The organism is Bacillus sp. CH_48 (assembly GCF_038008465.1).
In the GTDB taxonomy this organism is placed as follows: Bacteria; Bacillota; Bacilli; order Bacillales; family Bacillaceae_G; genus Bacillus_A; species Bacillus_A thuringiensis_S.
In genome coordinates this window covers 2,334,241-2,347,024 of record NZ_JBBOZF010000001.1, presented here as the reverse complement: position 1 = coordinate 2,347,024, position 12,784 = coordinate 2,334,241, and the positions used below count along the sequence as shown (strand labels likewise).

Below are 12,784 nucleotides of genomic sequence, written 5' to 3'. Positions count from 1 at the left end.
TATATCATACCACAAAGTGATTTTTTCCAAAAAGAAAAAGCGACCTCCTGTAAAGAGCTCCCTCTCAAGTTATATATGATATAACGTTTTTTCTCATATATCGGCAACATTACGCAGCGATATATGAGAAAAAACGACCTCTTTATAAGAGGTCATTTCCTTCACATTACTTTGCAGATTTAGCTGCTTCTAATGCTGCTTCATAGTTTGGATGGCTTGTACCTTCGCCTACGTATTCTACGTAAACTACTTTGTCATTGCTATCTACTACGAATACTGCACGAGCAAGTAAACGAAGTTCTTTCATTACTAAGCCGTAAGCTTCACCGAATGAAAGGTCACGGTGGTCAGAAAGTGTTACAACATTTTCTAAACCGTTTGCTGCACACCAGCGTTTTTGAGCGAATGGTAAATCAGCGCTAATTGTTAATACTCTCGCGTTTTCAATACCTGCTGCATCTTGGTTAAAACGACGTGTTTGTGCATCACACACACCTGTGTCGATTGAAGGTACAACACTAATTAATTTTACTTCGCCTTTGTATGTTTCTAAACTTACTGGAGATAAGTCGTTTGCTAATACTTGGAAGTTTGGCGCTTGATCGCCAACTTTAACTTCTGTTCCAACTAAAGTCATTGGATTACCTTTAAAAGTTACGTTTGCCACTTGAAAATCCTCCCTTATTTAAACAAAATATGTACAATGTAAATGATAGTTTGTCCCTATCGATAATGCAAATAAAATCGCTTTATTTACAAAAAAATAAAAGAAGCTAACCTATTGATTAGCTTCTTTATTCGTTAAATTTGAAATTCAGGATCATCTTCTTTTCGTTTATCCATCATTTCTTTCACTTTATCAACAGCTTGTGGCGCTAATTCAATTATTTTATCGATGACGTGTGTTTGTTTATCTAAGTGCAATACTTTCACACCATCTCCGTTTATAACAAGAAAGGCAACAGGATTAATAGAAACTCCTCCACCACTTCCCCCGCCAAATGGATGACGGCCTGAATGTTCTACTCTACCAAATTCACTTCCACCAGCAGCAAATCCGAAACTTACTTTCGAAACAGTAAGAATTACACTTCCATCTGCCGCTTTAATTGGGTCACCAACAATTGTATTTACATCAGTCATTTGTTTTAAATGCTGCATTGCTGTTGTCATTAAACCTTGAATTGGATGGTCCATTCTATATCCCCCCTATGCTTGAACAGATTTTTCTGTCATACCAGATTTTTGCTGCCTCATAAATATGAGCAATTTCATCGCTGTTTTTATAGTGCGGAATATACGAAAAGATGCTGTTAACTCGCATCTTGATGCAAATCCCTTCCCTTGAAAAACAGGAGTAATTTCAAATTCTGGTACATCGACAATATGCATATATTGTCCGACAACTCCAGCAGCCATACCTTTTGTCCCCCATGCATATCCAGTGACAATTCCAGTACTAGCTGCGTCGCCTGCTCCAATTTGCGTATGCCATTTCCAACCATTGATTTTCACTCGTTTGAGAAAATCTTTAACGATAGTATGAACTTTTTGAAGCCTTTTTATCAGTTCCCCAATACTGTCAAGTTGCGCCATAATTTTATTATCTAGTCCGCCGTCCTCTTCAGCTTTTTCGATTTTCTGTCCTGTCTTTTTCTGCTGTTTTTCAATTCTTTCCAACACATCAAATGTATATCGAATCATCCATATTTTCACTTGAAATAAACATTGCTTTTCCATTTCTGAATATAAAAATGTCACCTTAAGCGATATTTTCGACAATAGTATAAGCAAAATAAAAAGGAGAAGAATTATTATTCCAATTACGAGCCACTTCATACGTATCATCCTTTCACTCCATACCCATTATCGACAAGTTTATTCATCGTTAAACAGAATTTTATAAGATTGAATATAAAAATTTTTCTAAAAATAAAAAGGTATTTTGACAATTTATATCGAAATATATTATTTGAACATATCATCAGGGAACGGACTCTAATGATATGCAGCACGAAAAACAGAAAATTTAACTGCAGTGGAGGGATACATAATGGCAGATCGTCGCAATTTATTTTTCTTTTATGGTGATGACAAAGCAACGCTCGTTGAAAAAATGAAACCAATCTATCGTATTTTAGAAGAGAATGGATTTACCATATTAGATCATCCAAAAAATGCAAACGCTATCGTCAGTGTTGGAGATGATGCAACCTTCTTACAAGCCGTTCGTAAAACTGGTTTTAGAGAAGATTGCTTATACGCAGGGATTTCTACGAAAGATGAAACTTCGTTCTACTGCGATTTTCACATTGATCACATTGATACAGCCCTTCAAGAAATTACAAAAAATGAAATTGAAGTGCGCAAATATCCAACAATTCAGGTAGATGTAGATCATGGTACATCTTTCTATTGTTTAAATGAGTTCTCATTACGTTCTAGCATTATTAAAACATTCGTTGTAGATGTTCACGTTGATGATTTATACTTCGAAACATTTAGAGGGGACGGTTTAGTAGTTTCTACCCCAACAGGAAGTACAGCTTACAATAAATCATTGCATGGTGCAGTTGTTGACCCACTTATTCCATGTTTCCAAGTAAGCGAACTAGCATCTTTAAACAACAACACTTACCGTACGCTCGGTTCACCGTTCATTTTAAATCACGAACGTACATTAACTTTAAAACTAAGACCAGACGGTAACGATTATCCTGTTATCGGCATGGATAACGAAGCGCTTAGCATTAAACAAGTGGAAAAAGCTGTTGTACGCTTAAGCGATAAACAAATTAAAACAGTTAAATTAAAAAACAACTCTTTCTGGGAAAAAGTACAAAGAACGTTTTTATAGAATTAAAATAACCGCAGAATTATGGAATTCCATAATTCTGCGGTTGTTTATTTCTCTAACTATTAGTTGCTATTTTTGTCGGTAAGTCGATATATTTCAATAATCGCTCATATATTTTTACATACCTTTTCTATAGACAACTTGGCCATCTATTACGGTCATTTCTGCTTGTACTTCTTTCATTTCTTCTGCCTCAATTTCAAAAATATTACGGTCTAATATCGTAAAGTCTGCTTCATATCCTTTTATAATTTGCCCTCGCTTCGCTTCTTTTCCGATTGCATAGGCACTTCCTGTTGTAAATAGAGAAACAGCCTCATATACCGTTAATCTTTCCTCAGGCATATAGCATACATCGTCAATAAAACTTCTACGTGTAACAGCGCTATATATGCCTAAAAATGGATTCACTTGTTCAATTGGTGCGTCAGACCCACCGTTGCAGCGTAATCCTGCTTCCAGTAACGTCTTCCAAGCGTATGCATAACGAAGACGACGCTCGCCTAGTTTTTCAATGACTGACGGGAAATCTGAGGAAAGAAAGACCGGCTGTATATCGATAATAGCCGACAAGTTTTTCATTCTTTCAATCAACTCTTCACGAGCAAGCTGACAATGAATAATACGGTCACGTAACCCTTTTGCTGGTGGATATAATTCGAGTGCATTAATGACATATTCAAGCGATAAGTCACCGATAGTATGAATCGCAACTGGCATATGTAAGTCTCGTGCTTTCTTCACTAATTCTGCAAGTTCTTCACGTGAGAAAATTGCAACCCCATTCGTTTCCTTCGCATCTTCATACGGTTCACTTAATAATGCTGTTCTTCCGCCAAAAGAACCGTCAGAAAAAATTTTCATTGCCCCAAATTCAATATAATGTTCATTTTCATATTCTTTTCGTTCTTGTGCTACTTCATGATGAACGAGCAAATGTGCTTTAAATGGCATTTCTTTTATAACGTGAGAAAACGCATTATGCGTTTTTCTAAAGCCACCATAGTAATTTAAATCTTCCGTATGCCCGCCAACAAGTCCATATTGCCAACAATCTTTAATCGCTGTTTGCAGAGCTCTTTGTAAATAAGCTTCATCAATTTCTGGCTGAACGTGTTTAATTAATTCTTGCCCTTGTTCATATAAAAGTCCTGTTAACTTATTTGATGAATCCCTGCCAATTTTCCCGCCTTTTGGATTTTGCGTCGCTTCTGTTATGTTCGCTTCTTGCAATATGTATGAATTCACCCATGTAACGTGACGACAAACTCGCTTTAATAAAATGGGATGTTCTTTCGAAATTTCATCTAAATCACGCGCATGAACATCTTTCGTATCTGTAAAGTTATTTTCATTCCATCCTTCTCCAATAACCCAAGATCCCTTTGGTGCTTCTTCCACTCGCTTCTGAACAAGAGTAAGCACTTCACCATAAGATGTACAATTTGATAAATCTAGACGGAGTAATCTCTCCCCATGCCCAATAAGATGCATATGGCTATCAACGAGACCCGGAATCATTGTTTTTCCTTTTAGGTCCTGCAACTTAACGTTTGAATATCTACTTTCTAATTCTTCCTTACTCCCAGCATCAACGATTATGCCATTTTCAACATAAATAGCTTCTACTTTTTCATTCTTTTCTCGCATTGTGTAAATGGTGCCGCCATACCAAATTTCTCTCATATATCCCATCTCCTTTATTTTATTGTATAAAAAAAAGCACCATTTCAAAACATGGTGCTTTTCTAAAAATTACTTTTGTTCAGTAGTAGACGTTGTAACTTGCCATTCAATATTAAATTTATCTTTTACTTGTCCGTATGCTGGGCTCCAGAATGTTTCTTGAAGTGGCATGATAACCTCTCCACCTTCTTGTAACTTATCGAATACTTCTTTTGCTTTTTCTGCATTACTAATTTGAATTGCGATTGTTACTTGAGATCCGATTGCATGCCCTTGACCTGGGAATGTATCAGAAATCATAAGATCCGTATTACCAACTTTTAAAGTAGCGTGTAAAACGCGCTCTTTCGCTTCAGCTGGAATCGGGTATTCTGGATTTTCAGGCATGTCACCAAAAGTTTGCATGACTTCTACTTTTGCATCTAAAACCTCTTTATAAAACTGTACAGCTTCTTGCCCACTACCATCTAAAACTAAGTACGGATTAATACCTAAAATCATACGGACACCTCTTTTTTAAGTTTATAAAATCGAACTTGTGTTCGTTTTTATATTATCATTGTTTTGCATTTCATTCAACTATTTACTTCACTGTTTTCAAAATTATTTTGACGGAATCTCCATCTCTTGTTTTCTAAGTTCAATACGGCGAATTTTTCCAGAAATCGTTTTTGGTAGTTCATCTACAAATTCAATTTTGCGAGGGTATTTATATGGTGCAGTGAGTTCTTTGACGTGTTGTTGGAGTGTTGGAATTAATGTTTCTTCGTTCTTTTCTATATTCTCTCTTAATACGATAAATGCCTTCACGACACTTCCGCGAATTTCATCAGGACTTGCGACAACCGCACATTCTCTTACGTAAGGATGTTTTACAAGCGCATCCTCTACTTCAAACGGCCCGATTGTATAACCAGAGCTAATAATGATATCATCACCACGCCCTTCAAACCAGAAGTAGCCATCTTCATCTTTCTTCGCTTTATCACCTGTAATATAATAATCACCGCGGAATTGCATCGCTGTACGCTCATCGTCTTTATAATATTGTTTAAAGAGTGCCGGCGTTTCAATGTGAACTGCAATATCACCAACTTCGCCTACTTTAACTGGGATACCTTCCTCATTTACGATATCGACGTGGTTACCTGGCGTTGGTTTCCCCATTGATCCTGGTCTAATATCCATCCCTTTCATTACACCAACAAGTAGTGTATTTTCCGTTTGCCCATAGCCGTCTCTTACTGTAATATCAAAGTGCTTTTGGAACGTTCCAATAACTTCTCTATTTAACGGCTCACCTGCGGATACAGCGCTATGTAACGCCTCTAAATTGTACTGGCTTAAATCTTCTACCTTTGCCATTAATCTATACTCAGTCGGTGTACAACAAAGCACATTCACCTTATTATCGTCTAATAAATTTAAATACGTTTTCGGTTCAAACTTGCCGTTGTACACAAATCCTGTTGCCCCTGAACCGAGAGTTGCTAAAAACGGGCTCCAAATCCACTTTTGCCACCCTGGACTAGCCGTTGCCCATACAACATCATTCTCTTCAATTCCGAGCCAATTCGGGGCGCTTGTACGTAAATGAGCGTATGCCCACGCGTGAGTATGAACGACACCTTTCGGGTTTCCTGTCGTCCCTGACGTGTAAGATAAAAAGACCATATCTTCTTTATCTGTTTTCGCCATTTCTAACATGTCACTTTCTGTTTCTAATGCTGTTTTTAAATTGATCCATCCGTCTACTGACTGCTCGCTCAGGACGAATTTTTGAAGAGATTCCATTGCTTCTATATCATCAAACTGTCCAATGTACGGCTCATAGCTTACTATCGCTTTTACTTCGCCATGTCCAATTCGATATTCGATATCTTTTTTACGCAACATTTCCGAACTTGGAATTACGACAAATCCTGCTTTAATCGCAGCGATATACGTCATGTACGCTTCAATTAAACGCGGCATCATAATAAGGAGCTTGTCCCCTTTTTGTAAGCCACTTTTTATAAAAGCGTTTCCAATTTTATTTGCACCTTGCATTAATTCAAAATATGTAACTTCTCGTCTATTCCCTTTATCATCTTGCCAAATTAAAGCAAGCTTCTCTTTATCGTCTGTATATTTCTCTATTTCTGAAACTAAATTATAAGATGGTGGTGCCAACAATTCCTCTCTCTTCATAAACATCCTCCTTTTTCTTTATGCCTCCCTTATATAATAAAGAATTTTCAGTAAATTTTGAACCCTCTTCTTTTGACAATTTTTTTATGCTTTTGTCGAAATGAATTTATACTAATATGAACAACAAAAAGAAAGAGCGAGAGAACCCGCTCTTTCTAAGCCATCATATGGGATTATTTTTGGTAACCGCCTAATTGTTGCTCAGCTAGTGAAACTAGACGTTTAGTGATTTCACCACCAACAGAACCGTTAGCGCGAGCTGTTGCATCAGCTCCAAGTTGAACACCAAACTCTTGAGCGATTTCGTATTTCATTTGGTCTAATGCTGATTCAGCACCAGGAACCGCTAATTTATTTGTGCTACGTGACATGTTGTATCACCTCCTTGTGAGTATAGAGTGTGATAAACAACATGACTTCATACACGTTTTAGATATGGTAATTTATGGTTTTAGAAAAGTTCTTCAAATTTTTCTTCTTCCGCCACTACTTCAACCGTTTGTAATACCATTGTTTCTTTGTTCGCTACAGCTTCTTCGATTAACGGTGTGAAATCGTATTTCGCTTCAAATCGATTTGCTTTTTCACGCTTCGGCTTCGTCGCCGGGCTAGCTGGTGTGAATACTGTACAGCAATCTTCGTATGGACGAATTGAAATATCATACGTGCCGATTTCTTCAGCAATTTTAATAATTTCTAATTTATCCATCGTAATAAGCGGACGAATAACTGGGTAGTTTGTTACTTCGTTAATCGTATGCATGCTATCTAATGTTTGGCTTGCTACTTGTCCAAGACTTTCACCAGTCGTAATTGCAAGTGCGTTACGCTCCTCAGCAATCTGCTCTGTAATACGCATCATCATACGGCGCATAACCGTCATTGAATAGCTAGATGGGATTTCTTTATTAATCGTTTTTTGCACTTCTGTAAACGGAACAAGGTGCAGCGTTACACGTTTACAGTATTTCGTTAACCCTTGTGCTAAATCGATTACTTTTTGTTTTGCACGCTCACTTGTGAAAGGTGGGCTATGGAAGTGAACTGCTTCCACAGATACGCCGCGTTTCATCGTTAAGTACGCTGCTACCGGGCTATCAATACCACCAGAAAGAAGTACCATTACTTTTCCACCAACGCCAACTGGTAAACCGCCAGCTCCCATGTGCTCACCACACATAATATAACTATAACCACTGCGAATTTCTATACGTACATTCACATCTGGATTATGAACATCTACTGTTATATCCTCTGTATTTTCTAAAATGTGCCCACCGATTTCTGGAAGTAACTCCATCGTCTTCATTGGGAAGCGCTTATCAGAACGATGCACTGTAATTTTAAATGTTTTCACATCATCTTTTACTTGTAAGAAAGCTGCTAATGCACCTTTTTTAATGTCTTCTAATTCTGATGGTACTTTCATCGCTAAGTTAAACTTATGAATACCAAATACGTCTTTCAACCTTTCAGAGATTGCCTCATGATCTTCACCGTTTAACTGGATGTACATACGGTCATGCGTTGCATCAATTTTAATGTTTGGGAACTTTTTCAGTTTGAACTTCACGTTATCTTTTAATGTGCTTACAAATTTAGAACGGTTCTTACCTTTTGTCGTCATTTCTCCGTAACGCACTAAAATATATTCATATGTCATCATATTTCTTTACCTCATCACTTCATATAATTTTGGCATTGTCTCTTTTACAATACCTTCAAATTGTTTTACTTCTTCCATCGTGTTATCTGGTGCCAAACTAATACGAATAGCGCTTGCAGCTGCTGCATGCGGCACTCCCATCGACACTAACACTCTGCTTACTTCATTTGCTTTTGAAGAACAAGCTGATTTCGTTGACACATATACACCGTGTTCTTCTAAAGCATGAACGACTACTTCTGGTTTTAAACCAACAAATGATACATTTAAAATGTGCGGTGCTGCATATGCAAGCGATGTATTAATCGTCACATCTTCCATCTCTTTAAAGAAGCTGACAAGCTCCGCTTGTAAACCTTGCAAATGAGCTACCTTTTCTTTCACTTGTTCCATTGTCATGCGAAGTGCTTTCACCATCGCTACAATGCCAGGTAAATTCTCTGTACCAGAGCGATACTTAAGCTCTTGTTGACCACCTGATAAAATCGGATCTAATCTTACGCCATCACGTATATAAAGAAGACCCGTTCCTTTTACACTGTGGAATTTATGTCCAGATATTGAGCAAAGATCAATATGAGAAGCATATAAATCAAGCGGTACTTTTCCTATCCCTTGTACATGATCTACATGGAATCTTATTTTCGGATGATTCGATAATAACGTTCCAATTTCAGCAACGGGCTGAATTGCTCCAGTTTCGTTGTTCACATGAATAATTGATACAAGAATCGTATCTTCACGAAGTGCTCGTTTTACATCCTCTACCGATACAACACCATGCTCGTTAACCGGTAAATATGTTACATCAAATCCGAGTTCTTCTAATTGCTTATATGCCTCAAACACAGACGCGTGTTCAATATTTGTTGTAATGATATGTTTGCCGCGCGAACGATTCCTCATCGCTATCCCTTTAATCGCAAGGTTGTTCCCTTCCGTTCCACCTGATGTGAAAATAATTTCAGAAGGTTTAACGTGAAGAAGCTGCGCTGCAATCGTTCTTGATTGTGTTAATAGACGCTCTGCCTCTCCTCCAAGCGAATGAATAGAAGAAGGATTACCAAAATATTTCCCAGCAACCGTCACGTACGATTGAAGAGCTTCTGGATATGGCTTCGTCGTCGCACTATTATCAAAATAGATCATCGTTCTTCCCCTTTCAGCGCTATCACATCATATAATCATATCATAAATACGTGTCATTACGCTAAGACTACGCAAAGGTTCCGTTTTATCCCGATTAGTGAATAATAATAATTAGTGAGATACCCCCACTGATTACAGTTTCACTTTACCCCGCATTAACGGGCAGTAAGACTCTCACCTCAAAGTTCAACTAGAGCAAAGAAGTTAGGTAGGAGATCAACTGCCCGTAAATGCCCGATTGGTTCAACTAGTAATCAGTGGAGGATGAATCCCCCCCACTGATTACAGTTTCACTTTATTTTGAAACGAATAACCTTACTGTATTCCGCTATTCATTATAGCAACATCGTCTGCAAAATTACACAAAAAAACAAACCCTTTTATGAAAGGGTTTGTTCATTGTCTACATATTCAGCTATTTTTTGAACAACACCAGGTTCAAGTTGCTCTAGTACAGAAGCCGCTTGTTCTAAAGCTGCATCGTATTGATATTCACGGAATAATTTCTCCGCATAATTTAAGCTTTCTGCAAGGCTCTCATCATGACTGCGGTAACGGTTACCGTATTGAATTAATTTTTCAACTAAATACGCTTGTCCAATTAACTCTTCTGTCATTTCAGCTACACCGTTCACAGTTGTGTATGCTTCTTCTAAACTGCTATTTACAGCGTTCATATTTAACGGCTTCACTTCTAATTGTTCATATACAGCTTGCATTGCCATTTGCCCTCTTTTTAAATCTTCCATAATACTCTCTGGAAGACCTGGCAAATTCGACTTTTGCATAAAGCGTTTCGTTTCGAAAATAGTATTTCGCATTTCTTGTAACTTCTCACGCGCTTCAAATTCTTCTTTACGCATCGTTTGCAGCATTTCTTTATATTCTGCATGAAGTATTTTTAACGTTTCACATTGCTCATAAACCTCTTCTAATTCCTCACGAATAATAGAGAAGGCAATATCTTGTTCAGCAACGCGTAATTGTAGCATTTCAAAACGTTTCGTTAAAATGTGCATTTGCTTTTCAATTACTTTTTGAGACTCAATATCCTTATCTTGCAATTGATAGCTTTGTTTAACAAGTTGTGTTTCTGTTTTCGTTTCAATCGTTTCGATACGCATTTCTTCTAAGTCTTCATAAACAGAAAGTGTTTTTTGCTCCACATAATGTCTCGCATGTACCTCTTGCTCAAGTTGATCATAGAAACCATCTAAACGAGTTTTTAAGTCTTCCACTTTTTCAGCCGCTTCTGTTATATGAAGCTCCTGTATATCCATTAAACATGTGTTTAGTTGTGTCGTCATATCACGAACTTCTTTAGGGATTTCCAAATACTCTAATACATAACCTTGTCTTACCATATCATTATGACCCTGTAATAAATCTTCCAGTTGAACTGGTAGCGTCGCTTGACATTCTACTAATAAATCTGGAATTTGGTGAATAATGATTTCTAAACTTGCTAAACCTTCTTCTAAACTAATAACAATTTCTCTCGCTTTTAAGTAGTCACCATTATCTGTTGCTTCTTCAAAGCTTTTAAATTTATTAGATTCAGCGTCTAGCATCTCTTCGATTTTCTGCTCTGCTGCTCCATACATATGTCTATGAGCAAGAACACTCTTTTTCATACTACGATATGTATCACGTAATCCTTCAATTTCCGAGCTATTTTTCTCATGGCTTTCTAACAATTGCTGTAATTCATTTAAAACACCTGTAATACGATTATCAGCGTCATCTAAACCACTTATGGATTCGTTCATCGCATGCTTTGCTTTTCGGAAGGAGAATTGCGAGGCGAATTTTCGCGCTTGCGCTAAATCTTTGTCCGCTTTCGGAAGGGTTGTTGATACAATTTCATCCCATTCTTCACGCCATTTACCAAACAGTTCTTCTGTTTGACCCGTCATGTTTAAATCTTTTACCCGTTTTAGTTCATCTGCCACAGGTTTATCTTTTATCTCTTGTTTCCACTGCTCCAGTGCTTCAATATCTTTATATGAACGATTTCTTATCACAAGCTCTATCATGAGCAGCACTAGAATAGAGCTTACTACAATGATAACGATCGTCAGGATAGAATCCATGCAAAAAAGCCTCCTAGTTATATCTCTTTTTTTGTCCGTTCCGTTTATGAAATGGAAGGCATTATGTATAAAAAGGGAATTCCCCTATATTTAACAACTAACAATGTACTAATCATACCATGTAATGGCTTGTTTTTGACCTAGTTTTTTTTAAAATTTCATGTTTCTTTCAATGCGATTGTAATCTTTCTCAATATTCCGCCTACCTCAATACCTATCCTCAAATGATTGTAATAACAAACAATCTTTCGTATGAGATACGAAATAAATTTTCCGCATGAGTGGTGGTTCAACAGAAATTCCATGTACATTTCCCTGCCTTACAGACTGCTCTACTGCCCTTTCTGGAAGTAAAGTAATGCCAAGGCCAGCTTTTACCATTGCAAGCATCGGTTCTGCGTAAGATGTTTCCACAGCTATAGTTGGTTTTACACCTATCTCATGAAACATGTTCATAATCATTTTCCTTACATCGCATATTTCTGGATATACAATTAATTTTTCATTTTGCAGCTCTTCTATTTGAATGACTTTCTTCTCTTTATACGGATGATTATTTGAAATGACACAAACAATTTTCTCTTGTTGCACTTCTTTTATATACGTAGCACCTTCTACTACTGAATCGATGAACATCGCGTCGATCTCCCGCGCTTTAAATAAATCTCTTAATACTTCCGTATGTCCGATTTGCCACTCTACTTCGAACTCATCACCTAATACATCTTTACACTCTAATATGTAATGCTCTGCTAAACTCGGTAGTATACCAATTGAAAACTTTCGGTTCTCTTGATACCCCCTCATTTCTGTTTTCACTTCATTTATTTGTTCCAAAATCGGTAGCATTCTTTTTATAAATAACTCTCCTGCCTCCGTTAACTCCACTCCTTGCGCAGAACGCTTAAGTAAAGTAACCTCTAAATCCGCTTCTAACTTTTGAATTTGCTTACTAAGCGCTGGTTGAGATATATGTAAAATTTTACTTGCCTTTGATAAACTTCGCGTATGCTTCACTTCGATAAACGATCGTACTGCCTCCAAATCCATCGTACACACCTCTAACAAAAAGTTATAACCGTTATAAGAAATCGATATTTCCTCCTATAAACAATTACTCTTTATACTTATTTCATCAACTTA

General features: G+C 37.2%; 12 protein-coding genes. 1 reads left to right on the top strand and 11 read right to left on the bottom strand.

Features of this window, described 5'->3' with window-relative positions; translation table 11 throughout:
* Positions 1 to 166: 166 nt before the first annotated feature.
* From tpx to N2V92_RS11740, 3 genes are all read right to left on the bottom strand, one after another.
* Positions 167 to 667, bottom strand: a complete 501-nt coding sequence (gene tpx / locus N2V92_RS11750; RefSeq protein WP_000024531.1) for a thiol peroxidase — start codon at positions 665 to 667, stop codon at positions 167 to 169.
* Between the two features lie 134 nt (positions 668 to 801).
* Positions 802 to 1,197, bottom strand: a complete 396-nt coding sequence (gene ytfJ / locus N2V92_RS11745) for a GerW family sporulation protein (RefSeq protein ID WP_000350007.1) — start codon at positions 1,195 to 1,197, stop codon at positions 802 to 804.
* 12 nt (positions 1,198 to 1,209) lie between these two features.
* Complete coding sequence (locus tag N2V92_RS11740; protein WP_000620652.1) at positions 1,210 to 1,848, bottom strand: DUF2953 domain-containing protein; 639 nt, start codon at positions 1,846 to 1,848, stop codon at positions 1,210 to 1,212.
* 205 nt (positions 1,849 to 2,053) lie between these two features.
* Between N2V92_RS11740 and N2V92_RS11735 the strand changes: the two genes are divergently transcribed.
* Positions 2,054 to 2,857, top strand: coding sequence for an NAD kinase (locus tag N2V92_RS11735; RefSeq protein WP_000785183.1), 804 nt, complete (start codon positions 2,054 to 2,056; stop codon positions 2,855 to 2,857).
* Between the two features lie 117 nt (positions 2,858 to 2,974).
* On the opposite strand, the gene N2V92_RS11730 is transcribed toward N2V92_RS11735, so the two are convergent.
* The 8 genes from N2V92_RS11730 to N2V92_RS11695 form a co-directional block, all read right to left on the bottom strand.
* On the bottom strand, positions 2,975 to 4,543 hold the full coding sequence (locus tag N2V92_RS11730; protein ID WP_001207088.1) for an amidohydrolase: 1,569 nt from the start codon (positions 4,541 to 4,543) through the stop codon (positions 2,975 to 2,977).
* Between the two features lie 69 nt (positions 4,544 to 4,612).
* Positions 4,613 to 5,044, bottom strand: coding sequence for a VOC family protein (locus tag N2V92_RS11725; RefSeq protein ID WP_000600368.1), 432 nt, complete (start codon positions 5,042 to 5,044; stop codon positions 4,613 to 4,615).
* Positions 5,045 to 5,146: 102 nt separating this feature from the next.
* Positions 5,147 to 6,733: an acyl-CoA synthetase MbcS gene (gene mbcS, locus N2V92_RS11720; protein ID WP_000817728.1), complete on the bottom strand. Its 1,587-nt coding sequence runs from the start codon at positions 6,731 to 6,733 to the stop codon at positions 5,147 to 5,149.
* A 173-nt stretch (positions 6,734 to 6,906) separates the two neighbouring features.
* The gene (locus tag N2V92_RS11715) at positions 6,907 to 7,104 is read right to left on the bottom strand and encodes an alpha/beta-type small acid-soluble spore protein (protein ID WP_000091640.1); all 198 of its coding nucleotides are present in this window, start codon (positions 7,102 to 7,104) and stop codon (positions 6,907 to 6,909) included.
* An 80-nt stretch (positions 7,105 to 7,184) separates the two neighbouring features.
* Entirely contained in the window at positions 7,185 to 8,399 is a 1,215-nt protein-coding gene (gene thiI / locus N2V92_RS11710; protein ID WP_000989272.1) for a tRNA uracil 4-sulfurtransferase ThiI, read from the bottom strand.
* A gap of 6 nt (positions 8,400 to 8,405) precedes the next feature.
* On the bottom strand, positions 8,406 to 9,548 hold the full coding sequence (locus N2V92_RS11705; RefSeq protein WP_000638974.1) for a cysteine desulfurase family protein: 1,143 nt from the start codon (positions 9,546 to 9,548) through the stop codon (positions 8,406 to 8,408).
* A gap of 380 nt (positions 9,549 to 9,928) precedes the next feature.
* Complete coding sequence (ezrA, locus tag N2V92_RS11700; RefSeq protein WP_016077218.1) at positions 9,929 to 11,641, bottom strand: septation ring formation regulator EzrA; 1,713 nt, start codon at positions 11,639 to 11,641, stop codon at positions 9,929 to 9,931.
* Positions 11,642 to 11,848: 207 nt separating this feature from the next.
* Positions 11,849 to 12,691: a LysR family transcriptional regulator gene (locus N2V92_RS11695; protein WP_016077217.1), complete on the bottom strand. Its 843-nt coding sequence runs from the start codon at positions 12,689 to 12,691 to the stop codon at positions 11,849 to 11,851.
* Positions 12,692 to 12,784 lie beyond the last annotated feature (93 nt).

What these genes read in the sequence shown, in the direction of transcription:
- ytfJ (WP_000350007.1), bottom strand. Translation starts at nt 1,197, where the DNA reads ATGGACCATCCAATTCAAGGTTTAATGACAACAGCAATGCAGCATTTA.
- N2V92_RS11740 (WP_000620652.1), bottom strand. Translation starts at nt 1,848, where the DNA reads ATGATACGTATGAAGTGGCTCGTAATTGGAATAATAATTCTTCTCCTT.
- N2V92_RS11735 (WP_000785183.1), top strand. Translation starts at nt 2,054, where the DNA reads ATGGCAGATCGTCGCAATTTATTTTTCTTTTATGGTGATGACAAAGCA.
- N2V92_RS11730 (WP_001207088.1), bottom strand. Translation starts at nt 4,543, where the DNA reads ATGAGAGAAATTTGGTATGGCGGCACCATTTACACAATGCGAGAAAAG.
- N2V92_RS11725 (WP_000600368.1), bottom strand. Translation starts at nt 5,044, where the DNA reads ATGATTTTAGGTATTAATCCGTACTTAGTTTTAGATGGTAGTGGGCAA.
- mbcS (WP_000817728.1), bottom strand. Translation starts at nt 6,733, where the DNA reads ATGAAGAGAGAGGAATTGTTGGCACCACCATCTTATAATTTAGTTTCA.
- N2V92_RS11715 (WP_000091640.1), bottom strand. Translation starts at nt 7,104, where the DNA reads ATGTCACGTAGCACAAATAAATTAGCGGTTCCTGGTGCTGAATCAGCA.
- thiI (WP_000989272.1), bottom strand. Translation starts at nt 8,399, where the DNA reads ATGATGACATATGAATATATTTTAGTGCGTTACGGAGAAATGACGACA.
- N2V92_RS11705 (WP_000638974.1), bottom strand. Translation starts at nt 9,548, where the DNA reads ATGATCTATTTTGATAATAGTGCGACGACGAAGCCATATCCAGAAGCT.
- ezrA (WP_016077218.1), bottom strand. Translation starts at nt 11,641, where the DNA reads ATGGATTCTATCCTGACGATCGTTATCATTGTAGTAAGCTCTATTCTA.
- N2V92_RS11695 (WP_016077217.1), bottom strand. Translation starts at nt 12,691, where the DNA reads ATGGATTTGGAGGCAGTACGATCGTTTATCGAAGTGAAGCATACGCGA.